The following is a 26,466-nucleotide window of genomic DNA, read 5'->3' as shown; positions in this document are numbered from 1 at the left end:
ATAGCACTACGTGGTGCGTCATATGGAACTCCATGTTACCGAAGAGTCCCCAGTCGAAACGGGGCCGGACAGGGCTGGGGCCTCCTGACAGGGCTGGGCGTCGAGCTGGCGTCGAGGCCATAGCCGTGGCGGCTGTCGCTGCGGCCGGATCGCGGCCACACTCCGGTGGGCCCAGGTGGGCCCAGGTGGGCCCAGGTGGGCTCCGGCGGGCTCCCGCGGGCTCCAGGCGGGAGTTGAGGCGTGGGACCTTGCCGGTGCCGGACCTGGCCGGGGGCCTGGCACCTTGGCCGGACTCGACCCTCCGGGCCCGGCCGGACCCCTCCTGAGCCTGTGCACCCGGCCAAGTCCGGAACCCGCGCTCCAGCTGGGACCTGAACCTCCGAGCCAGTGACCGAAGCCTGATCCCTCCGAGCCTGAGCGAAGCCACAACTTCTGGGCCTGGCCAAGGCCTTGGCCAGGCCCAGAAGCCCCGCCCCCCACCGGGAGCCCGAGGCCCCACCGGACCCGAGGAACCGAGCCAAGCACCGCTCCGGCCCGACCGCCCCGCGTCGATCCGAGCCTTCCACCACATACGACCGAGAGATCCAGAGGGACGCCATGATTCCCGTCTGCCGCCTCGACGAGCTCCCCGCGGGCGAATCCGTCCGCCTCGACACCACCCCGCCCATCGCGGTGTTCAACGCCGACGGCGCCCTGTACGCCATCGACGACACCTGTAGCCACCAGGACGCCTCCCTCGCCGCGGGCTGGCTGGAGGGCTGCCTGGTCGAATGCCCCTTGCACGCCGCCTCGTTCGACCTCAGGACGGGCCAACCGACCTGCCTGCCCGCGCGCCGCCCCGTGCGCACCCACCGCGTGAGCGTCGTGGACGGCATGGTCCACGTCCATGTGACGGGCGCCCCTTCGGCCCCGGCCGAGGCGGGCGCGGCGGCGGGGGAGGGCTCCGCCGCATGAGGACGGTCATCGTCGTGGGCGCCTCCCTCGCCGGTCTCTACGCGGTCCGCGAGCTGCGCGCCCAGGGCTTCGACGGCCGCCTCGTCGTCATCGGCGCGGAACCTCACCTTCCCTATGACCGCCCGCCCTTGTCCAAGACCTTCCTCACGGGCCCCTCGCCTGGCACCGGCATTGCCACCGGGCCGGGTCCCGGCGCGGCCGCCGAGCTCGACCTCGCCCTGGCCGACGCCGAGGAACTCGCGGAACTGGACGCCGAGTGGCACCTCGGCGTCCCCGCGAGCGGGCTCGACACGGGCAGCCGTACGGTGCTGCTCGCCGACGGCCGCGCGGTCGTCGGCGACGGCGTCGTCATCGCCACCGGCGCGCGGGCCCGCCCCCTCCCGGGCCCACCCCTCACCGGCGTCCACACCCTGCGCACCCTCGACGACGCCCGCGCCCTGCGCGCCGCGCTGGCCCGCGGCCCCCGCCGGGTCGTGGTGATCGGCGGCGGTTTCATCGGCGCGGAGACGGCCTCCTCGTGCGTGGCGCTCGGCCACGACGTCACCGTCGTGGAGGCCGCCCCGCTGCCGCTGGTGCCCCAACTGGGCGCTGACATGGCTGCGTTCTGCGCCGACCTGCACCGACGGGGTGGTGCGCGACTGCTCACCGGCGCAGGCGTGGCGGGCCTGCGCCCCGCACCGCGCACGGCCTCCGTGCCCGGCCCTGGCGCCCGGGTCGCCGCCGTGGAACTCGCCGACGGTCGTCTGCTCCCCGCCGACGTGGTGGTCGTCGGCATCGGAGCACAGCCCAACACCGCCTGGCTGGAGGGCACATCGCTCGACGGCGGCGCCGGGGAGCTGCGCGGCGGAGTCCCATGCGACGAGGGCTGCGTGACGGCGCTGCCACAGGTCGTGGCTGTGGGGGACGTTGCCCGCGTCGGCGTCGGCGTCGGCTTCGGCAGCGTTGGCGGAGCCGGAGCCGGAGCCGGAGCCGGAGCTGGAGCTGGAGCTGGAGCTGGAGCTGGAGCTGGAGCTGGAGCTGGAGCTGGAGCCGGTGGCGGTAGTGCCGCCCACGTCGGTGGCGTCCGCGCCGAGCACTGGACGAACGCCACGGAGCAACCTCGCGTAGCCGTACGCAACTTGCTCGCCGCCCGCACCGTGGAGACCGTGAACACCCTCCCTTACTTCTGGTCGGACCAGTACGGCTCCCGCATTCAGTTCGCGGGCCACCGCCCCGCCTCGGCCACGGTCCGAGTGCGGGAGGGCGGTCCCGCCCCGGACGACGGCGGCTTCCTAGCGGTGTACGAGGACGAGGGCCGCCCGACGGCCGTCCTGGCCGTGGACCGCCCGCGCGCGTTCATGCGAGCCCGCAGAGAGCTACGGGCCGGACACATGGCCTCGGCGTGACGGCGCCGCGCACGGCCCGGGGCGGGTGATACACCCGCCCGGCGAGCGCCGATTGGGCCTTCGCAGCCCGCAGCCCGCAGCCCGCAGCCCGCAGCCCATGGCCACTAGCCGCTAGTGGGTAGCAGGTAGTCGACGATGCGCGGGAAGCGAGACGCGGCGCGCCGTCAGGAGTGTGACAGCTGTCGCGCCGCGCCCCGCCCCCGTATGCCCTCCTTGGTGCGGGCGGCCGCACGAGCCGCACGGCGGGCCCTGCGCCGCTCGCGCCGGAGCTGGCGTGCCGTGCTGTTGGGTGCCGACACCACGCCGTTGCGCTGGCTCCACACCTGGCGGGTCACCCAGACGTCGAGGACGCCCCAGGTGGCCACGACCGTGCTGGCGACGCTGCTGAGGACCATGGGGAAGGCCAGCCAGGACCCGGCCATCGCGCAGAAGAACGCCGTCATCGCCTGAATGAGGGTCAGCGCCACGATGATCACGGCCCGTACGGCGGCGGTGCGCACCGGGTCCGGCAGGCGCGGCCGGGTCGCGGGCTCCTCGACCCACAGGGGCCGCCGCGCCTCCTGGGTGTCGTGTCCCACGTATGTGTCGTATCCCAAGCGGTGGCCTCCCGTTGGCGTGGCGGCGACGGCCGCTGCTCTGGCATCGGCTCTCCGCTGGCCTGCTTGCCCCGGGGCGGGGCGTCCTGGTGCGGCCCGAGGGTCGGCCCTCGGCCTCTCCGGGCTCCGGGGCTCGGCACCGCCTGCTTTTGCCTCGTCGTCGCGCTCGGCCCGGCGCAGCTCTCGTCTGCGTGCGCGCTCGGCCCGCCAGGGCTGCCCCGGCACGTCCCGCTCGTCCTGCTGTCGCGTGGCCAACTGCGTCTCCAGCCTCGCCGATTCGCCGCTCGCGCGCTTCTCGGATGTCTTGTCGCGCTCCGTTGTGCTCATCAACTCGTCACTCCCCCCGCTGCCTTACGGCGCGACGCGTGTCGCACGCACGCTGTCCCGCGCCCCGCGGCCGCCGAGAGTCTCCTGTCCGACTCTCTGGCTGCTGCCCGTTTTACGCTGCTTTACGCCGCCCGCCAAGCCGTACATCGCCGCTCGGTCCTGTGCGCCTCGCTGCTCGGTCCCGCGCACCTCGCCGTTAGGCCCGTGCGCCCCACTCGGTCGCCCCGTCCATCCATTCGCCCCATTCGACCTCGTGCTCACCTTCCGTACTGATCGACGAACGGGCCCCGCCGATGATTCCCACCCGGCACGAGACATCACTCGGAAGAGTGATCGGTTGCCGTTGGCGCACACTTCAGGCCAACTGGCCCACGGTGTAAGGGGGATGGGGGCGCGCGGGGTGCGCCGCAGGCGGGAGGCAATCTCCCGCAATGGGCGGACAACTCCCGACGTCCTTTTCGCGTCACGGCTGAAAAGCGTCCGGACGTGTCTTCGAGTTGCTCGTGTGTCAGTAGTAGGCTCACGCCGTTTGTTGACGCACATGCGTGCCCCTGGGCCATTCGCGCGGCCGCATGGGGCCCGATCTAGGGGAGGCCATGCGCTTTCGCGGGAAGTCGATCCGCCGGAAGATCGTGGCATTGCTGCTCGTGCCGCTCGTGTCCCTCACGGCGATCTGGGGCTTCGCCACGTTTGTGACCGGGCGTGAGGCCAACAAGCTGATCGACACCGCGTACATCATCGACGACTTGGCCAAACCCATCCAGGACACCGTCCAAGTGGTCCAGGAGGAGCGGCGTCAGACGCTCATCCACCTCGCGGACCCGCGGGCGTCGGACGCGCTCGCCGCGCTGCGCAGCAGCCGCGACGCCACGGACGAACTCATCGCCAAGGTCAGGTCCGCCGCCAAGGACTCCAAGTCCCGGGACGTCCTCGACGGCCGCTCGGAAGAACGCCTGACGGCGGTCCTCGACGCCTTCGACGGCATCGGGGCCCTGCGCCGCACCGTCGGGGAAGGCACCATCAGCCGCGACGAGGCGCTGAAGATGTACACGCGCCTCACCGACCCCTGCTACGGCTTCCTGACGACGCTCAATGCCCTGGACGACGTCAGCATCACCGCGCAGAGCCGCGCCCTCGTCGGCGTCGACCAGGCCCGTGAACTCCTCTCCCGCGAAGACGCCTTGATCGCCTCGGCGCTGACCACGGGCACCGTCACGAAGGCCGAGGTCCGCCAGGTCACCGACCTGATGGCGCAGCGCTCGCTGCTCCTCGACAACAGCCTCGCCCAGCTCCCCGACGGCGAGCGCGCCCGCTACGAGCGTTACTGGAACGGCGCCGAGACCGCCCGCCTGCGCGACGCCGAGAAGACCCTCGCGGAGTCCGGCCCCGGCACCCCGCGCGCGGTCACCTCATCCGACTGGAACCAGGAGGCGAACAAGGTCCTCCTCGGCCTCGCCGAGCGCAATGACGCGGCCATCGACAGGCTGCGCGACCGGGCCCGTCCCGAAGCCGTCAAGGTGATCGTGCAGCTGGCCGTCGCCGGTGTGGTCGGTCTGCTCGCCGTGGTCGTCTCCATCGTGCTCTCCGTGCGCATCGGCCGCGGTCTCATCCGCGACCTGCGCCGTCTGCGTCTGGAGGCCCACGAGGCGTCCGGCGTGCGCCTGCCCGGCCTGCTGCGGCGCCTCGCGGCGGGCGAGCAGGTCGACGTGGAGACCGAGGCCCCCCGCCTCAGTTACGAGAAGGACGAGATCGGCCAGGTCGGCCAGGCCATGAACACCCTGCAACGCGCCGCCGTCGAGGCCACCGTCAAACAGGCCGACCTGCGCCGCGGCGTCTCCGAAGTGTTCGTCAACCTCGCCCGCCGCAGCCAGGTCCTGCTGCACAAGCAGCTGACGCTCCTCGACACCATGGAGCGCAGGACCGAGGACACCGACGAACTGGCCGACCTGTTCCGCCTCGACCACCTCACCACCCGCATGCGGCGGCACGCCGAAGGCCTCGTGATCCTCTCCGGCGCCGCGCCCTCCCGGCAGTGGCGCAAGCCCGTCCAGCTCATGGACGTCGTCCGCGCGGCCGTCGCCGAGGTCGAGGACTACGAACGCATCGAGGTACGCCGACTGCCCCGGATCGCCGTCACCGGGCCCGCCGTCGCCGACCTCACGCATCTGCTCGCCGAGCTCCTGGAGAACGCCACGGTGTTCTCGCCCCCGCACACCGCGGTGCAGGTCCTGGGGGAGCACGTGGCCAACGGCTTCACCCTGGAGATCCACGACCGGGGCCTCGGCATGGCGTCCGAGGCCCTCCTCGACGCCAACCTCCGCCTCGCCGAGACGCCTGAGTTCGAACTGTCCGACACCGACCGCCTCGGCCTCTTCGTCGTCAGCCGTCTGGCCCAGCGTCAGCGGGTCCGTGTCTCCTTGCAGCCCTCCCCGTACGGTGGCACGACCGCCGTCGTCTTCATCCCGGAGTCCCTGCTCACGGACGACGTCCCCGACACCGGAGGCGTCGGATTCCGCCTCGACCGGCCGCAGCCCGCCACGCCCGTGGGCGGCGAGCCCGCGGGCGACCGCGCCTCGGCCCTCGCCCAGGTCCCCGTCCAGCTTCCCGGCCTGCCCGCGTCCATCCTGGACGGACCGGTCGAACTGGAGGCGCCGGTCGGCGGGGCGAGCCTGGAGGGCTTTGCGGGCTCTCTCGGCGAATTCGGTGACCTGGAGGATGCCGACAGCGAGCGCGGCGGCCTGTTCCGCCCCCGCCGCCGCGCCACCGATGCCCCCGGAGAGCAGCATCAGCAGGCGCGCGAACCGGTCCTCGACGAGCCCGCCCGAGGCACCGACCCCGTCGGCTACGGAACCTCCGGTCGCGACGACCTCCTGGACAACGAGCGCCCTCCTGGGGCCACGGTTCCCCTGCCGCGCCGCAGCACGCCGAAGCTGGTCTCCTCGCACGGCCGCCGCGTCGGCCCGACCCGCGCGCGCGACACGGACGCCCTCGACGCCGCCGAGACCGGAGACGACGTACGGCCCCGCCGCGAGGCCCCGGACGGGCGCCCCGGCCGCGGCCCCGCCCGCGACACCCGTCCGGCCGACCGCGCGGGCCTCGAACCGCCCCGCCGCCCGCGCCTCGACGACAGCTGGCCCGACCTGACCCCGCCCCGCCCGGAGCGGAGCGAGCCCCAGGCGGACCCGCGGCCGCTGCCCCGGCGGCGTCCGGCGGCGGACCCGCCGCGCAGCACCACCCGCACGGAGACAGCGCCCGGTGCGGACCGGGCGGCGAGGACGGACAGGGACGCCATGGACCGGGCCGCAGGCAGCACCGAGACGCCGCCCCGCACGGCGCCCCAGGACCCCGGGGGGCCTCCCCTGGGAGGGCTGCCGCGCAGGGTCCGGCAGGCGAACCTCGCCCCGCAGCTCAAGGACGGCCCCGGCCGCTCCACGGAACGCGACACCACCGCCCCGGCCGCCGGGAGGCCGGACGAGCGCGACGCCGACGAGGTACGCAGCCGCATGGCCTCGCTCCAGCGCGGCTGGCAGCGCGGCCGCGAAGAGAACGCCGCGGGCGACAGCGCCCCTGACGGCACAGCACCAGGAACGACATCTGAGGGGGACGGTCGATGACCGCACCGAAGGCCGACGCACGCACCACCGCGACCGGGGCGGCGGGAGAGCTGAACTGGCTCCTCGACGACCTGGTGGAGCGTGTCGCCAGCATCCGCAAAGCGCTCGTCCTCTCCGGCGACGGCCTGCCGACGGGCGTGTCCAAGAACCTCACCCGGGAGGACAGCGAGCACCTCGCCGCCGTCGCGTCCGGCTTCCACAGCCTCGCCAAGGGCGTCGGGCGCCACTTCGAGGCGGGCAAGGTCAGGCAGACCGTCGTCGAGCTCGACGACGCGTTCCTCTTCGTCACGGCCGCGGGCGACGGCAGTTGCCTCGCCGTCCTCGCGGACGCGGACTCCGACGTCGGCCTGGTGGCGTACGAGATGACGCTGCTGGTCAAGAGGGTGGGTGTGCACCTGGGTTCGGCGCCGCGCACCGACCTGCCCACGGGAGGGTAGTGGGAGGGCATGAGCGACGACGACGGTCAGGCCCCTCCCTCGACGCCTCGCTGGTTCGACGACGACGCCGGTCCTGTGGTGCGCCCGTACGCGATGACGCGCGGACGCACCACCAGCCCGGCCCAGCACCGCCTCGACCTGATCGCGGTCGTGGTCGCGGAGTCCCGCGCCGATGACACGGAAGCCGACCAGACGCTGTCACCGGAGCACGTGGACATCGTCGACCTGTGCCGCGACAGCCCTCAGTCCGTCGCGGAACTCGCCGCGGAACTCGACCTTCCGATTGGCGTGATCCGCGTTCTGATCGGCGACCTCGTCCACGACGAACTGGTGCACGTCACCCGCCCCGTACCCCCCGCCGAGCTGCCGGACGAGAGTATTCTGCGCGACGTGATCGACGGCCTCCGGGCGCTCTGAACAGCGCGAAAGCGGGGATTGAGACGTGACTGGCTGGCAGTTCTGGGTCGACAGGGGCGGCACGTTCACGGATGTCGTCGCGCGCCGTCCGGACGGCCGCCTCCTCACCCACAAGCTGTTGTCCGACAACCCCGCGCGCTACGCGGACGCGGCCGTCGCGGGCATCGCGCACCTCCTCGTCGAAGCGGGTGCCCTGGAGCCGACGGGCGCTCAGGAGCCGAGCGCGGGCGACAGCCATGGGCCGCGCGCCCCCCAGGACCTCCTGCGCGCCGCAGATCCGCGCTCCGTGCCGATCGACGCCGTCCGGATGGGCACCACCGTCGCCACCAACGCCCTCCTGGAGCGCAAGGGAGAGCCCACGGCGCTCGTCATCACCCGGGGCTTCCGCGACGCCCTGCGCATCGCGTACCAGAACCGCCCGCAGATCTTCGCGCGCGAGATCGTCCTGCCCGAAGAGCTCTACGCGCGCGTGCTCGAAGTCGACGAGCGGGTGGCCGCCGACGGCGAGGTGCTGCGCGCCCCCGACCTGGACGCGCTCGACGGACCGTTGCGGCAGGCCTACGACGACGGCATCCGCGCCGTCGCCGTCGTGTGCCTGCACAGCCATCTGTACCCCGCCCACGAGCGGGCCGTCGGCGAGCTCGCCCGCGCCGTCGGCTTTCCGCAGGTCTCGCTGTCCAGCGAGGTCAGCCCGCTGATGAAGCTCGTACCGCGCGGCGACACCGCCGTCGTCGACGCCTACCTCTCGCCCGTCCTGCGTCGGTACGTCGAGCACGTCGCCCACGAACTCAGCGGCGTGCGCCTGATGTTCATGCAGTCCAACGGTGGACTCGCGGAAGCCGGGCAGTTCCGCGGCAAGGACGCCATCCTCTCCGGGCCCGCGGGCGGCATCGTGGGCATGGCCCGCATGTCGCGGCTCGCCGGGTTCGACCGCGTCATCGGCTTCGACATGGGCGGCACGTCGACGGACGTGTCGCACTACGCGGGGGAGTACGAACGCGTCTTCACCACGCAGATCGCGGGCGTGCGGCTGCGCGCCCCCATGCTCGACATCCACACCGTGGCCGCCGGCGGCGGCTCCGTGCTGCACTTCGACGGCAGCCGCTACCGCGTGGGCCCCGACTCGGCGGGCGCCGACCCCGGCCCCGCCTGCTACCGCGGCGGCGGCCCCCTGACCCTCACCGACGCCAACGTCGCGCTCGGCCGCATCCAGGCGGCCCACTTCCCCCACGTCTTCGGCCCCGAGGGCGACCAGCCGCTGGACGAGGAGCACGTCCGCGAGCGGTTCGCCGCGCTGGCACGCGAGATCACCGGGAGCACGGGCGACGACCGCACGCCGGAACAGGTCGCCGAGGGCTATCTCCAGATCGCCGTCGCCAACATCGCGGCCGCCGTCAAGCGCATCTCGGTCCAGAAGGGCCACGACGTCACCCGCTACGCCCTGACGACGTTCGGCGGCGCGGGCGGGCAGCACGCGTGCATGGTCGCCGACTCGCTCGGCATCCGCACCGTCCTCGTGCCTCCCATGGCGGGCGTGCTCTCCGCCCTCGGCATCGGCCTCGCCGACACCACGGCGATGCGCGAGCAGTCCGTCGAGGCACCCCTGGAGGCCACGGCGATGCACCACGTCCTGAAGACGGCCGACGACCTGGAGGAGGCCGCCCGCGCCGAGCTGCGCGCGGAGGACGTGCCCGCCGACCGCGTGCGCGTCACGCGCCGCGCGCACCTGCGCTACGACGGCACTGATACCACGCTCGCCGTGGAGCTCACCGAGCCGGAGGCGATGCGCCGCACCTTCGAAGAACGCCATCGCGCCCACTACTCCTTTGCCCTGGACCGCCCCGTCGTCGTCGAAGCCCTCTCCGTGGAGGCCACCGGCCTCACCGAGCCCCCGGACCTCTCCGGGCTCGGCGGCGCCACCGCGTCCGGCGCCACGGCCCCTGCGCGCTCCGTACGCCTGCACACGGGCGGCGCCTGGCGTGACGTCCCCCTGCACCGCCGCGAGGAACTGCCGCCCGGCCGGACCGTCACAGGCCCCGCGATCATCACCGAAGCCGGTGCCACCACGGTCGTCGACGACGGCTGGCAGGCCGCGACGACCGAGGACGGGCACCTGATCATGGAACGCGCGACGGCGCCCGCGGGTTCCCGCGCGAGCACGGAGGCCGACCCCGTCCTCCTCGAAGTCTTCAACAACCTCTTCATGTCGATCGCCGAACAGATGGGCGCCCGCCTGGAGTCCACAGCCCAGTCGGTCAACATCAAGGAGAGGCTCGATTTCTCCTGCGCCCTGTTCGACCCGGACGGCAGCCTCGTGGCCAACGCCCCGCACATCCCCGTGCACTTGGGCTCCATGGGGACCAGCGTCAAGGAGGTCATCCGCCGCCGAGGCGCCGCCATGCGCCCCGGCGACACGTACGCGGTGAACGACCCGTACCACGGAGGCACCCACCTCCCCGACGTCACCGTCATCACCCCGGTCTTCGACACCCCGGGGGAGCGGATCCTCTTCTACGTGGCCTCGCGCGGCCACCACGCCGAGATCGGCGGCATCGCGCCCGGCTCCATGCCCGCGCACAGCCGCACCATCGACGAGGAAGGCATCCTCTTCGACAACTGGCTCCTGGTCGAAGGCGGCCGCTTCCGCGAGGACGAGACCTCGCGCCTGCTCACCGAGACCCGCTACCCCTCCCGCAACCCGGCCACGAACCTCGCCGACCTGCGGGCCCAGATCGCCGCCAACCAGAAGGGCGTCGACGAAGTCGCCCGCATGATCGACAACTTCGGGCTCGACGTCGTCCAGGCGTACATGCGGCACGTCCAGGACAACGCCGAGGACTCCGTGCGCCGCGTTATCGACGCCCTAGAAGAGGGTGAGTTCGCTTACGAGACCGACTCGGGCGCCGTCATCAAGGTCCGTGTCACCGTGGACCGCGAACAGCGTGAGGCGACGATCGACTTCACCGGTACCTCACCCCAGCTGACGACCAACTTCAACGCGCCGTTCGCCGTGGTCAACGCGGCCGTCCTGTACGTCTTCCGCACCCTGGTGGCCGACGACATCCCCCTCAACGACGGCTGTCTGCGTCCCTTGCGCATCATCGTTCCGCCCGGCACGTTCCTGTCGCCGGAGCCGCCCGCGGCCGTCGTCGCGGGCAACGTGGAGACCTCCCAGGCCCTCACCGGCGCCCTCTACGCGGCGCTCGGCGTCCAGGCCGAGGGCTCCGGCACCATGAACAACGTCACCTTCGGCAACGACCGCCACCAGTACTACGAGACCGTGGCCTCCGGGTCCGGAGCGGGCGACGGCTTCCCCGGGGCACCCGTCGTACAGACCCACATGACCAACTCGCGCCTCACCGACCCCGAGGTCCTGGAGTGGCGGCTGCCCGTCCTGCTCGACGAGTTCGCCGTACGGCGCGGCAGCGGCGGCGACGGCCGCTGGCGCGGCGGAGACGGCGCCGTACGCCGCATCCGCTTCCGGGAGCCCATGACGGTCTCCACGCTGTCCCAGCACCGCAGGGTAGCGCCGTACGGCATGGCGGGCGGCGAGCCCGGAGCCCTGGGCTCGGGCCGCGTCGAGCGCGCCGACGGCACCGTCGTACGGCTCGACGGCAGCGACACGGCGGACGCGGGCCCCGGTGACGTCCTCGTGATCGAGACCCCCGGAGGCGGCGGGTACGGCCCGCCACCCGCGCAGGCCCGCCCGGCGCCCTCCGACCCGACTGAAGCACGCGACACCACTGATGACTGATGCAGGAGAAGAGAGCAATGATCTTCAAGCGTTCTGAGCGCGGTACGGCCCCCGTGGAGCCGGTCACGCTGAAGATCCTGGTGGCGGGCGGCTTCGGCGTGGGCAAGACGACGCTCGTCGGCGCCGTCAGCGAGATCAAGCCGCTGCGCACGGAGGAGACGCTAAGCGAGGCCGGGCGCCCCGTGGACGACGTCAACGGCGTCCCCGGCAAGCACACCACCACCGTGGCCATGGACTTCGGCCGGATCACGCTCCGCGAGGACCTCGTCCTGTACCTCTTCGGCACCCCCGGCCAGGACCGCTTCTGGTTCCTGTGGGACGAGCTGGCGACCGGCGCGCTCGGCGCCGTGGTGCTCGCCGACACCCGCCGCCTGGAGGACTGCTTCGCTGCCGTCGACTACTTCGAACGCCGCTCCATACCCTTCGTCGTCGGAGTCAACTGCTTCGAAGGAGCGTCTCGTTACCCGGCCGACGAGGTGCGCCAGGCGCTCGACCTCGACCCGGGCACCCCTGTGGTGCTGTGCGACGCGCGCGAGAAGGAGTCCGTCAAGGAGGTCCTGATCGACGTGGTGGAGCACGCGATGGCGGTCGGCGCCGCGGCCCGCGAGCCCGTCGCCACCTGAGCCCCGGCGGGACTCTGAGCACCGGCGAGAGCCCTGAAGTCCGGCGGGATCCTGAAGGTCAACGGAATCCCGTGGCCCGATGAACCCGTGGTCCGTCGCGCCCTGTCCTCCGCGCGCCGCGAGCGGCCCGCACCCCCGCCGACCGGGGTACGAGCCGCCGCCACGCACGCGCGCGTGAGCCTCGATGGCCCCCTACGCGCGCGTGCCCGCCGCCGTCGCTTCGGCGCGCGGGGTCTCAGCCCTCGGCGTTGCCGTCCGTGCCGTCGTCGTGCCAGCCGAAGCTGCGCTCCACGGCCTTGCGCCAGTTGTGGTACTCGCGGTCGCGTGCCTGGGCCTCCATCCGCGGCGTCCACTCGGCGTCGCGCTGCCAGTGGGCCTTCAGCTCGTCCAGGTCGTGCCACACGCCCGTCGCGAGCCCCGCGGCGTACGCGGCCCCCAGACACGTCGTCTCGGCGATCTGAGGGCGGATCACGGGCACGCCCAGCACGTCCGCCTGGTGCTGCATCAGCAGGTTGTTCTTGGTCATGCCGCCGTCCACCTTCAAGGTGGTGATCCGCACTCCGGAGTCCTGGTACATCGCGTCGACGACCTCGCGGGTCTGCCAGCTCGTCGCCTCCAGGACCGCGCGCGCCAGATGTGCCTTGGTCACGTACCTGGTCAGGCCCGTGATGACGCCGCGCGCGTCGGAGCGCCAGTAGGGGGCGAACAGGCCGGAGAAGGCGGGCACGACGTACGCGCCGCCGTTGTCCTCCACGCTTGCCGCCAGTGGCTCGATCTCGTCGGCTGTACGGATGATGCCGAGCTGGTCCCGGAACCACTGCACGAGTGCCCCGGTGATCGCGATGGACCCCTCCAGACAGTAGACGGGTGCCTCACCGCCGATCTTGTACCCCATTGTGGTGAGCAGCCCGCTCTTGGAAGGCACGGGCCTGTTCCCGGTGTTGAGCAGTAGGAAACTGCCCGTCCCGTACGTGTTCTTGGCCGTGCCGGTGTCGTAGCAGGCCTGCCCGAAGACGGCCGCCTGCTGGTCGCCCAGGGCGGAGGCCACGGGCACCCCCGCCAGCTGCCCCACGGCCGTCCCGTACACCTCGGCGGACGACCTGATCTCCGGCAGGACCGCCTCCGGCACGTTCATGGCGGAGAGGATCGAGGAGTCCCACTGGAGCGTTTCCAAGTTCATCAGCATCGTGCGCCCGGCGTTGGTGACGTCCGTGACGTGGACGCCGCCGTCGGTGCCGCCGGTGAGGTTCCAGATGAGCCAGGTGTCGATCGTGCCGAAGGCGATGTCGCCCCGCTCGGCACGCGCGCGCAGCCCCGGCACGTTGTCCAGCAGCCAGGCCGCCTTGGGCCCGGAGAAGTAGCTCGCCAGGGGCAGGCCGGTCTGCTCGCGGAAGCGGTCCTGGCCGTCGGTGCCGCCCAGCTCGTGGCAGAGCGCCGACGTGCGGGTGTCCTGCCAGACGATGGCGTTGTGCACCGGCTTGCCCGTGGCGCGGTCCCACAGGACCGTCGTCTCCCGCTGGTTGGTGATGCCGAGGGCGCTGAGCTGGTCGGCGCGCAGCCCGGCCTTGGCGATCGCGCCCGCCACCACGGCCTGCACCTTGGACCAGATCTCGGTGGCGTCGTGCTCCACCCAGCCGGGTTTGGGGAAGATCTGGCGGTGTTCGCGCTGGTCCACGGCGACGATCGCGCCGTCCTGGTTGAAGATGATGCAGCGGCTCGAGGTGGTGCCCTGGTCGATCGCGGCGACGAATTTCTCGGAGCTGTCCGTCATGGCTCCTCCTTGTCGGAAGCTGCTCGGGGCGCGTGGGAGGCCGCCCGGGAGCGCTGGAGGTCTCCCGGGCGGCCGCTCAGAAGGCTGCGTTGTAGATGACGCCCGCGAGGGCGCCGCCGATCAGCGGACCGGCCACCGGAATCCAGGCGTAGCTCCAGTCGGACGTGCCCTTGTGGGGGATCGGCAGGAACTGGTGCACGATGCGCGGGCCGAGGTCACGGGCCGGGTTGATGGCGTAGCCGGTGGGCCCGCCGAGCGAGAGGCCGATGCCGACGACGAGGAAGGCGACGATCAGCGTCTGGATGCCCGACTCCCCGAGGCCCTTGGTGAGCCCGAAGGCGAGGATGGGAAGGACCAGGCCGACCGTCGCGATGACCTCGGTGATCAGGTTGGCGACCGGGTTCCGGATCTCCGGGATGGTGGAGAAGATGCCGAGCGTCGGCGTGGGCCCCGTGCCGCCCGCCCGGTCGTCCTTGCCGCCCGTCGGCACGTTGGCGTTGAACTGCGCGAGGTACGTGAGGTACGCGAGGACGGCGCCGAGCATCGCGCCGACCATCTGCCCGGCGAGATAGATCCAGACCTTGCCCCACTTGTCGGTGTCGATGGCGATGCCGATCGTCACGGCGGGGTTGAGGTGGCCGCCGGACAGCGGCCCGGCGGTGTAGGCCCCCGCCAGGACGCCGAAGCCCCACCCGAAGGCGATGACGACCCACCCGGAGGCCTTGGCCTTCGAGTGGTTGAGGGTGACGGCGGCGCACACACCGGCGCCGAAGAGAATCAGAATCGCGGTGCCGATGACCTCACCGACGAAGATGTCCCCGTTCGAGTACATGGCGGCTCCTAGTCCCTCGCCCGGGGCGACGAGCCCCGGTCCTCCGTGCAGGGTGCGCTTCCCACGACTACAGCCCGCTCACGCACAGCGGCATCCGCTGTGGCAGGGGACTCCCGCGCCCCGGAGACGAGCGTGCCGTCACAGTCGCATCGCCCATGGGGGGATAACCCGCTGAACAGGCCCTTTCTGTGCAGAGCCTGGGAGCACACGGGCCCTGAGCGGCACGGAGCCGAAGAATGGCGATGCCGACTGACACCGGGAAGTGTTCACCGCCCGTGATGGAGCGTCAAGGTCGCCGACACCACCGGTTAACCGGCGCACACTCTTCCGCGCCCGGCGCGGGGTCAGCGCACAGCGATCACGGAGGAGCCGTGCCCGAACAGCCCTTGGTTCGCGGTGAGCCCCACCCGCGCCCCCGTCACCTGACGGCCACCGGCCTGGCCCCTCAACTGCCACGTCAACTCGCAGACTTGGGCGATCGCCTGCGCCGGAACGGCCTCTCCGAAGGAGGCGAGTCCGCCACTGGTGTTCACCGGTATGTGCCCGCCGGGGCAGGTCGCTCCCTCGCGCAGCAGCTTGACCCCCTCGCCCTCGCCGCACAGCCCGAGGTCCTCGTACCACTGGAGCTCCAGTGCGGTCGACAGGTCGTACACCTCGGCCAGGGAGAGGTCGTCCGGGCCGATTCCCGCCTCCTCGTAGGCGGCGTGTGCGACGGAGGCCCGGAACGTCCGCTCGCCGGGCGGCACGGCGACGGCCGAGTCGGTGGCGATGTCCGGGAGGTCCAGGACCGTGTTCGGATACGTCGGCGTGACCGTGGACACCGCGCGGATGCGCACCGGGTCGGGCGCGCCGTGCCGCCGGGCGAACTCCATCGTGGACAGCACCAGGGCCGCCGCCCCGTCGGACGTCGCGCAGATGTCGAGCAGCCGCAAAGGGTCCGCTACGACGGCTGAGGCGGCGACCTCCTCGGCGGTGACGGCCGTGCGGTAGCGGGCGTGCGGGTTCAGCGCCCCCAGGGCCGCGTTCTTCACTTTGACCTGCGCGAAGTCCTCCAGCGTGTCACCGTGCACGGCCATGCGGCGGCGGGCGTACAGGGCGAAGTACGCCGGGTTCGTCGCTCCGAGGACGCGGAAGCGGAGCCAGTCCGGGTCATCCGGCCGGTCGCCGCCAGCGGGCCGGAAGAAGCCCTTGGGGGCCGCGTCCGCGCCGACGACGAGCACGACGTCCGCGAGCCCCGCGAGCAGTTGCGCGCGGGCCGTGGCGATGGCCTGGGCCCCGGACGCGCACGCCGCGTACACGCTCGCCACGCGCGCGCCCTGCCAGCCGAGCGCCTTGGCGAAGGTCGCCCCCGCCACGTACCCCGGATAGCCGCCGCGCACCGTGTCCGCGCCGACGATCGACCCCACGTCTCGCCAGTCGACGCCCGCGTCCGCGAGGGCCGCGCGGGCCGCCACCGTGCCGTACGTGACGAAGCCGCGCCCCCACTTGCCCCAGGGGTGCATGCCCGCGCCGAGGACCGCCACCTCGCCCGTCACGCCCTCACCCCCACCGGACTCCAGTGCCACGTGGTCCAGGCCGTCTCCGCGTCCTCATGGAGCACGCCGGGCACGACCTCGACCTCCATCCCGACCTCCAGGTCGGCGACGGTCACGCCGGGAGCCCCCTGGCCGAGCACGACCATGCGCTCGGCTTCGAGCTCCACAGCGATCAACGTGTAGGGCCGCCAGGGAAGTTCCGGATCGGAGAGGTAAGGCTCCGGCGGGCGATAGCGCCCGTCGGTGTACGACCACACCCGCCCGCGCCGCGACAGCGCGACCTCGACCAGCTCGTCGCCCGCACACCCCGGATTGCGGCAGAAGCCGTCCTCGCGGGGGAAGTGGACCGCCGCGCACCGCGCGCACCGCGTCCCCAGGAGCCGGAAGGAATCCCCTTCCCCGGCGAACCACTGCGCCACCACAGGCGCTCGCTTCGGCGACATGAGCCCTCCAGGAACCCTGATCTGACGGGACGTCAGGAGTGTGACATGGAGGCCCCTGTCACGTCAGTGGGGCAGCGAACGACGAGACACCGGGAAGTCGAAGTACGTGTCCGGGAAAAGCTCCGGCTTGTACGTGAAGTGCCACCATTCCTCGGGCAGATTGACGAAGCTGGCCTTGGTCAGCGCGTTCCGCAGCAGATCCCGGTGCGCGCGCTGCTCACCGGTGACGCGCGGGTCGTCCGTGTGCGACAGCGTGTCGAAGCAGTCGTAGCCCGTGCCCATGTCGAGGGAGTTGTCCGGAAAGCGCTCGCTCCGGGGCGCGTAGCACGGCTTCAGGGGCTCCCCGGGGACGTACGGGCGGGTGGGCAGCGCGGGCAGCCGCACCACCGTCAGATCGACCGTCGAGCCCCGACTGTGCCCGGACTTCTTCGCGATGTAGCCGTCCTCGAAGAGCCTCGACTTGTCGACCTGGGGATAGAACTCCGCCTTCATCCGCTCGTCACCCAGGTCCTCGGCCCAGCGCACGAAGTGGTCGACGGCCCGCTGCGGCCGGTAGCAGTCGTACACCTTGAGGGAGTAGCCCTTCCGGAGGAGAGCGCGCTGCGCCGTGCGGAGGGCCTTGGCGGCCGGTTCGGTGAGGATGCACAACGGCTGCCGATAGCCGTCGATCCGCCGACCCACGAAGTTGTGCGGCGTGAAGTAGCGCATCTCCTGGATGATCGTCGGGTCGACGTCCCGCAACGCCACGAAGCCGTCCGGGGCTTGCGGTTCGGTGCGTGCCTCGGCGGGCGCGGACGCGGCCGCCACCGCGAAAAGGGCGACGGCGGCAAGGGCGAGTCTCCGTAGAGCGGGAGCGAATGTCGTCATGCCCGTGCGTCTATCAGCATCTCCGTACTCCACGGAAGACCGGCGCCCGGAGATCGGCTACAGTCCGCCGCGTGTCCCCATCCCAACACCCCATCAACTCCGCGCCGGACGCCCACTGCTCGAGCTGCGGCGCGCGCTACGGAGACCACGTCACCGGCTGGCCCCGCACCTGCGCCGACTGCGAGGCCGTGGTCTACCGCAACCCGCTGCCCGTGGCCGTCGCCCTCCAGCCGGTGTACGACACGAAGGGCACCTCCCTGGTCGTCGTGACCCGTTCCATCGCCCCCGCGCGCGGGGGATCCGCTCTGCCCGGCGGCTACGTGGACCACCGGGAGGACTGGCGCCACGCCGTCGCCCGGGAGCTCAAGGAAGAGACCGGCATCGGCGCCGCGAGCCGCGACGTACGCATCGTGGAGGTCCTCAGCTCCCCCGACGGCCACCTGCTCCTCTTCGGCCTGCTCCCGGAGCGCCCCGCGGCCGACCTGCCCCAGTCCACCCCCACGGACGAGACCGAAGGCTGGGAGCTCCTCTACCGCCCCACCGAACTCGCCTTCCCGCTGCACACGTCGGTGGTGCGGGCCTGGTTCGAAGGGCGCTACATCTGAGCCCCGGAGCACGCGAGAGCGGCCCCTGGGCACGGCGCGTCCCCTAAGAGGCGCCGTGCGTCCCCTGGGGCGTCGCGAGTCCCCGGATCCGCACGGGGTGCTCCACCGGGTACCCGCCGCCCTTCTCGCCCTCCCGCTCGACGAGCAGCTCGTCCCCGCTCCAGCGCACCCCATAGCGCTGTAGCTCCGGCTCGTCCCACCCGTCTCCGGGGTCCGCTATCACCAGACCCCCACCGGTGCGCCCCTTGGCCGGAGCCCAGACGTCCAGAGCGAGTCGCCCGTCCTCGCCCCGCACGGGCAGCACCGCACCGGCCCGCGCGAGCACCGGAACACGGGACAGCGGCGCCTCCAGGACGGCCTTCCCGGGCCCCTCGTACGCCGTCCCGGTCGCGGTGTCGTACCACCGCCCCGGAGGCAGCCGTACGGCCCGCTGCGTGACTCCCTCCGACAGGACCGGCGCCACGAGCAGCGCGTCGCCGAGCAGGAACGCGTCCTCGCAGTCCCGTAGTGCCCTGTCCTCGGGAGCGACCCACCACAGAGGGCGTACGTACGGTGCCCCCGTACGCCGCGCCAACTGCGCCAGCGTGACGAAGTACGGCAGCAGCCGACGCCGCTCCGCGAGCGCCACGCGCGCGTGCTCCAGCACCTCGGGACCGAACTCCCAGGGCTCCCTGCGACCGGCCCGCAACGCCGCATGCGTACGGAACAGCGGCAGATACGCGCCGAGCTGGAACCATCGCAAGAACAGCTCAGGAGAGGGGCTGCCGTCGAAGCCGCCCACATCAGGCCCCGAATAGGGCACCCCGCACAGGCCGAGCCCCAACACCAGCGCGAGCGAGGCCCGCAACCCCGCCCAGGTGGAGGCCACGTCGCCCGACCACGTCCCTCCGTAGCGCTGCATTCCCGCCCACCCGGAGCGCGAGAACAAAAACGGCCGCTCCGTAGGCCGCAGTTCACGCATCGCCTCGTAGCCCGCCCGGGCCATGCCCAGGGCGTACACGTTGTGCGCCTCCCGGTGGTCACCGCCGCGGCCCTCCAGCGCGTGCCGGGCCGAGCGGGGCAGCGTGGTCTCCCCGAAGGCCGCGAACGACACCGGCTCGTTCATGTCGTGCCAGAAGCCCGAGAAGCCCTGCGCGAGCCGCTCGTCGTACAGGCCGCCCCACCACTTGCGCACCCGTCCCGCCGTGAAGTCGGGGAACACCGAGTCCCCGGGCCACACGAGGCCCCGCACCACCCGCCCCGCCGCGTCCCGCACGAACGCGTCCGCCGCCGTCCCGCTGTCGTACACGGCATTGCCCGGCGCGGCCTTCACCGCCGGGTCCACGATCGACACCAGGCGGACCCCGTCCCGGCGCAGCTCCCCGGCCAGCTGCGGCAGCGTCGGGAAGCGCTCCTTGTCGACCGTGAACACCTGGTGCGCGTCGAAGTGGTCGATGTCCAAGTGGACGGCGTCCAGGGGCAGCCCGCGCTCCTGATACCCCGCCACGACCCGTCGCACCTCACGCTCGCTGCCGAAGCCCCACCGCGCGTGGTGGTGGCCCAGCGCCCACGTCGGCGGTACCGCGGGCGCGCCCGTCAGCGACGCCCAGGAGTGCAGCACGCGCGCGGGAGTCCCCACCATCACCCAGCAGCGCAGCGGCCCCCCGTCCATCCGCACCTCGCACGACCCCGGCCGGTCGTGACCGGAACCGGCACCCTCCAGGCCCTCGTGCAGCCGCACCGAGCCGTCCCAGCTGTTGTCGTGGAACACCAGGTGCGTGCCCACGTCGGCGACCACCAGCTGCACCGGCATCGTGATGTACAGCGGATCGTCACCGGGCTCGAACGAACCGCCCGGATCGGTGTTCCACAAGCGGTACGTGCCATTCCGCAGCCGTGGCCCCGCAGCCCTCCCGCCGAGCCCGAAGAACCGCGCGTCCGCCGCCACCTCCGACCGCTGCACCCACCGAGCCGTCCCCCCGTCCACCGGCTCCCACCAGCGGGGCGGCAGATCACGCCGCAGCACCACACCACCGGGCGTCCGCAGCTCCACCGCGCCGTGGCGCGAGACGACCACCGTCGCCCGCTCCGAAACCACCCGCCAGCCGCCCTCCTTGTCGGGCTCCAGAACTGCCCTGGGGTCCGCCTCCGGAGCCCCTCCCACCAGCGCGTACGACGGCGACGGCTCGGCCCCGTCCCAGCCCCAGAACACGGCCCCGCCCGCCGTCACCCGCACCCGCAGCTCGGACCGCGCGAACCGCACCACACCACCGCCGGGCCCCGGCTCCACCAGCGTCACGGGCCCCGGCGTCCGGGCCCGCTCGGCACCCCGAGGGGCAAGACCGGCCGCGTCGGCCCGCCGCCGACGCCATGCGGAGCGCACCTCGCGCACCCTCTGGGCCGGGTCGGACATGCCGACCGCCTTCACCGAACGCACCAGGTCACGACCGTTCATGCTGCTCACCCTGCCACCGAAGGAGGAGCGGGTGCACCGCGTTCAACTGCCGTTCACTCAAGGGTCCGGTACGCCGTCGCCCGGCCGCCTCCGGCGCGGCAGACCCTGGTGCGGAAGTCGATCACGTGGCATCGTCCTGTCAGCCGTGTCACGCGCACACCGAGCCCGTGCGCACGACAGCCGCCCACAACGCGTAGAGCCCAGGAGCAGCCGCATGTCCACAGCGAACCCCTCGCCGCTCTGGCAGCCGGACCAGGAGCGAATCGCCGGCGCCCGGATCACGCGCTTCCAGGCCTGGGCGGCCGAACACCACGGAGCCCCCGCCATCGGCGGCTACGCGGCCCTGCACCGCTGGTCCGTGGACGAGCTCGACACCTTCTGGAAGGCCGTCACCGAGTGGTTCGACGTCCGCTTCACCACCCCCTACGCGCGCGTGCTCGGCGATCGCTCCATGCCCGGCGCCGAGTGGTTCCCGGGCGCCACCCTGAACTACGCCGAGCACGCCCTGCGCGCCGGCGAGGACCCCACGCGCGCGGACGCCCCAGCTCTCCTGTACGTCGACGAGACCCACGACCCGATCGACGTCACCTGGTCCGAGCTGCGCCGCCAGGTGGGCTCCCTGGCCGCCGAGCTGCGCGCCCTCGGCGTCCGCCCCGGGGACCGCGTCAGCGGCTACGTACCGAACATCCCGCAGGCCGTCGTCGCGCTCCTGGCCACCGCGGCCGTCGGAGCCGTCTGGACCTCCTGCGCGCCCGACTTCGGCGCCCGCAGCGTCCTCGACCGCTTCCAGCAGGTCGAACCGGTCGTCCTCTTCACGGTCGACGGCTACCGCTACGGCGGCAAGGAGCACGACCGCCGCGACACCGTCGCCGAGCTGCGCCGCGAACTGCCCACCCTCCGCGCGGTCGTCCACATCCCGCTCCTCGGCACCGACGCCCCCGAAGGGGCCCTGGAGTGGTCCGCGCTCACCGCGGCGGACACGGCCCCCGTCTTCGAGCCCGTCCCCTTCGACCACCCCCTGTGGGTGCTCTACTCCTCCGGCACCACGGGCCTGCCCAAGGCCATCGTCCAGTCCCAGGGCGGCATCCTCGTCGAGCACCTCAAGCAGGTCGGCCTGCACTGCGACCTCGGGCCCGACGACCGGTTCTTCTGGTACACCTCGACCGGCTGGATGATGTGGAACTTCCTCGTCTCCGGCCTGCTCACGGGCACGACGATCGTCCTCTACGACGGCAGCCCCGGCCACCCGGACACCGGCGCCCAGTGGCGCGTCGCCGAACGCACCGGAGCCACGCTCTTCGGCACCTCCGCCGCGTACGTCATGGCCTGCCGCAAGGCGGACGTACACCCCGCACGCGACTACGACCTCTCGCGCGTGCAGTGCGTCGCCACCACCGGCTCACCGCTGCCCCCCGACGGCTTCCGCTGGCTCCACGACGCCTTCGCCGAGGTGACGGGGCCGGTGTGGATCGCCTCCGTCAGCGGCGGCACCGACGTCTGCTCCTGCTTCGCCGGAGCCGTGCCCACGCTGCCCGTGCACATCGGCGAGCTCCAGGCCCCCTGCCTCGGCACCGACCTCCAGGCCTGGGACCCCCAGGGCAAGCCCCTCGTCGACGAGGTCGGCGAACTCGTCGTCACCAACCCCATGCCGTCGATGCCCATCCACTTCTGGAACGACCCCGACGGCAGCCGCTACCACGACAGCTACTTCGACACCTACCCCGGCGTCTGGCGCCACGGCGACTGGATCACCCTCACCGCCCGCGGCTCGGTCGTCATCCACGGCCGCTCCGACTCCACGCTCAACCGCCAGGGCGTCCGCATGGGCTCGGCCGACATCTACGAAGCCGTCGAACGCCTCCCGGAGATCCGCGAATCCCTCGTCATCGGCGTCGAGCTGCCCGACGGCGGCTACTGGATGCCGCTGTTCATCCACCTCGCCCCCGGCGCCGTGCTCGACGACGGCCTGCGCGACCGCATCAAGACGACCATCCGCGCACAGCTCTCGCCCCGCCACGTCCCCGACGAGGTCATCGAAGTCCCCGCCGTCCCGCACACCCTCACCGGCAAGCGCATCGAAGTCCCGGTCAAGCGCCTCCTGCAGGGCACCCCGCTCGACAAGGCCGTCAACCCGGGCTCCGTGGACAACATCGAGCTGCTCCGCTTCTACGAGCAGCTGGCTCGCGACCGCGCCTGACGCCCGCCCGGCGGCCATTGTCAGTGCCTCCCGTTACGTTGGGTGAGCACTGATCGACGGATCGCAGGGGGACATCATGGGGAACACCCAGCACCACACCATGCGCCGCGCGCTGCGCCGCGAAGTCGCCGGGACCATCGGCCTGCTGGCCGACGAGGGCGACTTCGCGGCGATGCGCCGGTATCGCACCTTCACCTTCGACGACCACGTGACCTACCTCCAAGAAGTGGAGGGCCTCCTCAAATCCCTGGCCTCCCAGGGCAGGCTCACGAGCATCGCCCTCTTCGACCCGGAGGAGTACGAGGAGTTCTGCGCGGACACCGGCCTCGCCCCGGACGCCTCCGCCAGCCGCGCCCGCTTCGCCGCCGAACTGGCCACAGCGGGCCCCACCGTGCCGTACGAGGGCCAGGCGCTGGCCGACCTCGTCCCCGGCCTCGTCGACGAGACCGTCCGCCAGACGACGTGGGAGTACGCGACGATGCTCCTGGCCGGCATCGGAGCCTGCGCCGAGTGCGGCGTGGACATCGGCAGGTCCGCCTTCGCCCGGGCCTCCGAGCTCCTGATGCGCGTGCTCGAGACGGCGGGCCCTGGCCCCCGCCACCTGGTGTGCAGCGTTCCGTGCGACGGCCAGACGCTCCTCGCCGCCCTGCACGCCGGACACGACCACGACGGGACCGCCCGCCTGGACGAGGCCGAAGCCCTGGAGTTCACCACGGTCCTCGCGGTCGGCATCGCCACCCGCAGCGCGGGCGGCCTCGTCATGCGCACCAGCGGGGAGAGCGGTGACCGCGTCCAGGGCTGGCGTCTGGAGGGCGAGCGCCTGCGCCCGCTCACCGCGGCCGAGGTCTTCGACGCCTACTGCACCGACGCGCTCTCCGGCGACCTGATCGCCCCGGAGTCGGGCGTCGACTACAGCGCGGCACCCGACCTCGGTGACGACGAGCCAGGCTCGGGACACCGCCACTGAACGTCGAAGGGGCGCCCCACCCTGCGGTGGAGCGCCCCTCGGAACAGCGGTCCTGCGACGGGCCCGGCGATCAGACCGGCCCGTTCGTACGGATCGTCATTCGCCGGACAGCACGGCCTGCGCGGCCTTGCGCGCGTCCTCGGCGCTGTCCGCGGCCCGTGCCGCGGCCGCGGCACGCTCGCACTGGGCCAGCGTGTACTTGCCGAGCGTCGCCCGCACATAAGGAATCGAAGCGGCACCCATGGACAGGGAGGTGACACCCAGACCCGTCAGCACACAGGCCAGCAGCGGATCCGACGCGGCCTCACCACATACGCCACAGCTCTTGCCCTCGGCCTTCGCCGCCTCCGCGGACAGCGCCACCAGGTCGAGCAGCGCGGGCTGCCACGGGTCCTGGAGCCGGGACACCGCACCGACCTGACGGTCGGCGGCGAAGGTGTACTGCGCCAGGTCGTTGGTGCCCAGGGACAGGAACTCGACCTCCTGGAGGATCGAGCGCGCGCGCAGCGCGGCGGAGGGGATCTCCACCATCGCGCCGAACTTCGCCCGCAGTCCCGCCGCACGGCAGGCGTCGGCGAAGGCCTTGGCGTCGGCACGGTCAGCGACCATCGGCGCCATGACCTCAAGGTAGACGGGCAGCCCCTCGGAGGCCTTGGCCAGCGCGGTCAGCTGCGTGCGCAGCACCTCGGGGTGGTCGAGCAGCGACCGCAGCCCGCGCACGCCCAGAGCCGGGTTCGGCTCGTCGGCGGGCGTGAGGAAGTCCAGCGGCTTGTCGGCGCCCGCGTCGAGCACACGCACGACGACGCGCCCCTCGGGGAAGGCCTCGAGCACCTGGCGGTACGCCTCGACCTGCTTCTCCTCGGTCGGCGCCTTGCTGCTGTCGTCGAGGAAGAGGAACTCCGTACGGAACAGACCGACGCCCTCGGCGCCCGCCTCGACCGCGGCGGGGACGTCGGCGGGGCCGCCGACGTTCGCCAGGAGGGGCACCTTGTGCCCGTCAGACGTCGCGCCCGGACCCGTCGACGCGGCGAGCGCGGCCTTGCGCTCGGCGGCCGCGGCCTCGAGCTCGGCGCGCTTCTCCGCGCTCGGGTCCACGAAGATCTCGCCGGTGCTGCCGTCCACGGCCACGACCGTGCCCTCGGCGAGCTCACCGGCGCCGGGCAGCGCCACGACGGCGGGGACGCCGAGCGCCCGCGCCAGGATCGCGCTGTGGCTGGTCGGGCCGCCCTCTTCGGTCACGAAGCCGAGCACGAGCGCCGGGTCGAGCAGCGCGGTGTCCGCCGGAGCGAGGTCACGGGCGATGAGGACGTACGGCTCGTCGCTGTCCGGGACGCCCGGCATCGGCACACCGAGGAGCCGGGCGACGATACGGTTGCGCACGTCGTCGAGGTCGGCGACGCGACCCGCCATGTACTCACCCGCGCCCGCGAGCAGCTCGCGGTAGTAGGAGAAGGCGTCGTAGACGCCGCGCTCGGCCGAGCTGCCCACCGTGATGCGCCGGTCCACGTCGGCCATCAGCTCGGGGTCCTGCGCGATCATCGCCTGCGCTTCGAGCACGGCCTGGGCCTCACCGCCGGCCAGGTTGCCGCGGGCCATCAGGTCGGCCGCGACAGCCTCGACGGCCTGACGGGCGCGCCCCTGTTCGCGCTCCGCCTCGTCCGCCGGAATCTGCTTGGCAGGCGGTTCGAGCACCGCCGTTCCCATGTGCCGAACCTCGCCGATGGCCACCCCGTGGCTTACGCCGACGCCTCGCAGCGTTGTCTCCATCTCACCGTCTCCGATAGTGGCGGCGGGCCCAGCCGCCGCGGTGGTTGTACTGCCTGCCGTCGCACCCCGACGGCGCCGACGTCACTTCCAGCTGAAGAGAGCGTCGCCGGACTTCACGTCGCCGTCCTCGACGACGTCGGCCAGGGACTCGGCCGTCGCTTCGAGCGCCACGACGGGGCACACCGGAGACTTGCCTGCGGCCTCGACGGCCGCGGGGTTCCAGCGCACGACGGCCTGGCCGCGCTGTACGGTGTCACCCTTATTGACAAGAAGTTCAAAACCCTCGCCGTTGAGCTGAACGGTGTCGATGCCCAGGTGCGTCAGCACACCGTGGCCCTGGTCGTCGACGACGACGAAGGCGTGGGGGTGGAGCGAGACGATGATGCCGTCGACGGGGGCCACGGCCTCGGACGCCTCGCGCACGGGGTCAATGGCCGTGCCGGGGCCGACCATGGCGCCCGAGAAGACGGGGTCCGGTACCGCCGCGAGTCCGATGGCGCGTCCGGCGAGCGGGGACGAAACGCTGGTCATGGCAAGCCTCCCAGGGGGTGGAGATGGGTAACCGCCGCCACTACCTGTCCTGGACGACGCACTGTTCAGAAGGGTAAGTCATAGGAAGTCCCGGTTCCGCACGAAGGTCCTGGTTGGCGGACGTAGGAGCGCAGCACTAACGATTTGCGCCGCCCGGAACCCCGATGTAGAGTCGGGACCCTGCCCAGGGCCAAGCGACGCAATCAGCGTCCCGGCTCGGCAGCCTCTTTCAAGTCAGATCCTACGCAGGGTCTGGTTCCGTGCGCCCATGAGAGATCGTGGTCAGCGGGACGGAAAAGACTTGATAGAGTCGGAACCGCCGGAAGGCCGAAAGGCCGGAAAGCACCGAGGAAATCGGAACGGACCGGGAAGCCGGAAAGATCTGATAGAGTCGGAAACACGAAATACCG

The 26,466-nt window shown here is 72.2% G+C and carries 19 protein-coding genes; 10 read left to right on the top strand and 9 right to left on the bottom strand.

Annotation, left to right across the window (positions count from 1 at the left end; all coding sequences use genetic code 11):
• Nucleotides 1–597 precede the first annotated feature (597 nt).
• The gene (locus ACIG3E_RS39700) at nucleotides 598–954 is read left to right on the top strand and encodes a bifunctional 3-phenylpropionate/cinnamic acid dioxygenase ferredoxin subunit (protein ID WP_399625833.1); all 357 of its coding nucleotides are present in this window, start codon (nucleotides 598–600) and stop codon (nucleotides 952–954) included.
• On the top strand, nucleotides 951–2,339 hold the full coding sequence (locus ACIG3E_RS39695) for an NAD(P)/FAD-dependent oxidoreductase (RefSeq protein ID WP_399625831.1): 1,389 nt from the start codon (nucleotides 951–953) through the stop codon (nucleotides 2,337–2,339). The genes ACIG3E_RS39700 and ACIG3E_RS39695 overlap by 4 nt, the downstream gene beginning before the upstream one ends.
• Nucleotides 2,340–2,503: 164 nt before the next feature.
• On the opposite strand, the gene ACIG3E_RS39690 is transcribed toward ACIG3E_RS39695, so the two are convergent.
• Nucleotides 2,504–3,115: a hypothetical protein gene (locus ACIG3E_RS39690; protein WP_399625878.1), complete on the bottom strand. Its 612-nt coding sequence runs from the start codon at nucleotides 3,113–3,115 to the stop codon at nucleotides 2,504–2,506.
• A 743-nt stretch (nucleotides 3,116–3,858) separates the two neighbouring features.
• On the opposite strand from ACIG3E_RS39690, the gene ACIG3E_RS39685 reads away from it, so the two are divergent.
• From ACIG3E_RS39685 to ACIG3E_RS39665, 5 genes are read left to right on the top strand one after another with little or no spacing between them, the layout of a single operon-like run.
• Nucleotides 3,859–6,876: a nitrate- and nitrite sensing domain-containing protein gene (locus ACIG3E_RS39685; RefSeq protein WP_399625829.1), complete on the top strand. Its 3,018-nt coding sequence runs from the start codon at nucleotides 3,859–3,861 to the stop codon at nucleotides 6,874–6,876.
• Entirely contained in the window at nucleotides 6,873–7,313 is a 441-nt protein-coding gene (locus tag ACIG3E_RS39680; RefSeq protein WP_138958487.1) for a roadblock/LC7 domain-containing protein, read from the top strand. The genes ACIG3E_RS39685 and ACIG3E_RS39680 overlap by 4 nt, the downstream gene beginning before the upstream one ends.
• 9 nt (nucleotides 7,314–7,322) lie before the next feature.
• Nucleotides 7,323–7,730: a DUF742 domain-containing protein gene (locus ACIG3E_RS39675; protein WP_138958486.1), complete on the top strand. Its 408-nt coding sequence runs from the start codon at nucleotides 7,323–7,325 to the stop codon at nucleotides 7,728–7,730.
• Nucleotides 7,731–7,755: 25 nt separating this feature from the next.
• Nucleotides 7,756–11,484 carry a hydantoinase B/oxoprolinase family protein gene (locus tag ACIG3E_RS39670; RefSeq protein ID WP_399625826.1) on the top strand — a complete coding sequence of 1,243 codons (3,729 nt, stop codon included), beginning with the start codon at nucleotides 7,756–7,758 and terminating at the stop codon, nucleotides 11,482–11,484.
• A 17-nt stretch (nucleotides 11,485–11,501) separates the two neighbouring features.
• A complete protein-coding gene (locus ACIG3E_RS39665; RefSeq protein ID WP_138958484.1) occupies nucleotides 11,502–12,107 on the top strand; it encodes an ATP/GTP-binding protein in 606 nt (201 codons plus the stop codon).
• Nucleotides 12,108–12,342: 235 nt separating this feature from the next.
• Here ACIG3E_RS39665 and glpK read toward each other — a convergent pair whose 3' ends face one another.
• The 5 genes from glpK to ACIG3E_RS39640 all read right to left on the bottom strand — a co-directional run bounded on the left by glpK (nucleotide 12,343) and on the right by ACIG3E_RS39640 (nucleotide 17,555).
• On the bottom strand, nucleotides 12,343–13,878 hold the full coding sequence (glpK, locus tag ACIG3E_RS39660) for a glycerol kinase GlpK (protein WP_399625822.1): 1,536 nt from the start codon (nucleotides 13,876–13,878) through the stop codon (nucleotides 12,343–12,345).
• A 76-nt stretch (nucleotides 13,879–13,954) separates the two neighbouring features.
• Nucleotides 13,955–14,710, bottom strand: coding sequence for an MIP/aquaporin family protein (locus ACIG3E_RS39655; RefSeq protein WP_399625820.1), 756 nt, complete (start codon nucleotides 14,708–14,710; stop codon nucleotides 13,955–13,957).
• Nucleotides 14,711–15,054: 344 nt separating this feature from the next.
• Complete coding sequence (locus ACIG3E_RS39650; protein ID WP_399625818.1) at nucleotides 15,055–16,245, bottom strand: lipid-transfer protein; 1,191 nt, start codon at nucleotides 16,243–16,245, stop codon at nucleotides 15,055–15,057.
• Nucleotides 16,242–16,667, bottom strand: a complete 426-nt coding sequence (locus ACIG3E_RS39645) for a Zn-ribbon domain-containing OB-fold protein (RefSeq protein ID WP_399625876.1) — start codon at nucleotides 16,665–16,667, stop codon at nucleotides 16,242–16,244. Before ACIG3E_RS39645 ends, ACIG3E_RS39650 begins: the two co-directional genes overlap by 4 nt.
• 84 nt (nucleotides 16,668–16,751) lie before the next feature.
• A complete protein-coding gene (locus ACIG3E_RS39640) occupies nucleotides 16,752–17,555 on the bottom strand; it encodes a M15 family metallopeptidase (protein WP_399625816.1) in 804 nt (267 codons plus the stop codon).
• Between the two features lie 71 nt (nucleotides 17,556–17,626).
• Between ACIG3E_RS39640 and ACIG3E_RS39635 the strand changes: the two genes are divergently transcribed.
• Nucleotides 17,627–18,160: an NUDIX domain-containing protein gene (locus ACIG3E_RS39635; protein WP_399625814.1), complete on the top strand. Its 534-nt coding sequence runs from the start codon at nucleotides 17,627–17,629 to the stop codon at nucleotides 18,158–18,160.
• Nucleotides 18,161–18,203: 43 nt separating this feature from the next.
• Here ACIG3E_RS39635 and ACIG3E_RS39630 read toward each other — a convergent pair whose 3' ends face one another.
• Nucleotides 18,204–20,594 (bottom strand): glycoside hydrolase family 31 protein, encoded by a 2,391-nt coding sequence (locus tag ACIG3E_RS39630; RefSeq protein ID WP_399625812.1) that lies wholly within the window; start codon nucleotides 20,592–20,594, stop codon nucleotides 18,204–18,206.
• Nucleotides 20,595–20,808: 214 nt separating this feature from the next.
• Between ACIG3E_RS39630 and ACIG3E_RS39625 the strand changes: the two genes are divergently transcribed.
• Together ACIG3E_RS39625 and ACIG3E_RS39620 are read left to right on the top strand one after the other, a co-directional pair.
• The gene (locus ACIG3E_RS39625; protein WP_399625809.1) at nucleotides 20,809–22,791 is read left to right on the top strand and encodes an acetoacetate--CoA ligase; all 1,983 of its coding nucleotides are present in this window, start codon (nucleotides 20,809–20,811) and stop codon (nucleotides 22,789–22,791) included.
• Between the two features lie 76 nt (nucleotides 22,792–22,867).
• A complete protein-coding gene (locus tag ACIG3E_RS39620; protein WP_399625807.1) occupies nucleotides 22,868–23,758 on the top strand; it encodes a hypothetical protein in 891 nt (296 codons plus the stop codon).
• Between the two features lie 96 nt (nucleotides 23,759–23,854).
• Here the strand turns inward: ACIG3E_RS39620 and ptsP are convergent, their stop codons facing one another.
• Together ptsP and ACIG3E_RS39610 are read right to left on the bottom strand one after the other, a co-directional pair.
• Nucleotides 23,855–25,525, bottom strand: coding sequence for a phosphoenolpyruvate--protein phosphotransferase (ptsP, locus tag ACIG3E_RS39615; RefSeq protein WP_399625805.1), 1,671 nt, complete (start codon nucleotides 25,523–25,525; stop codon nucleotides 23,855–23,857).
• Between the two features lie 81 nt (nucleotides 25,526–25,606).
• The gene (locus ACIG3E_RS39610; protein WP_138958474.1) at nucleotides 25,607–26,056 is read right to left on the bottom strand and encodes a PTS glucose transporter subunit IIA; all 450 of its coding nucleotides are present in this window, start codon (nucleotides 26,054–26,056) and stop codon (nucleotides 25,607–25,609) included.
• Nucleotides 26,057–26,466 lie beyond the last annotated feature (410 nt).

This window comes from Streptomyces sp. NPDC053474 (genome assembly GCF_044544845.1).
In the GTDB taxonomy this organism is placed as follows: Bacteria; Actinomycetota; Actinomycetes; order Streptomycetales; family Streptomycetaceae; genus Streptomyces.
Note: the sequence above shows the minus strand (reverse complement) of the source record. Positions and strands in the feature narration are given on the sequence as shown.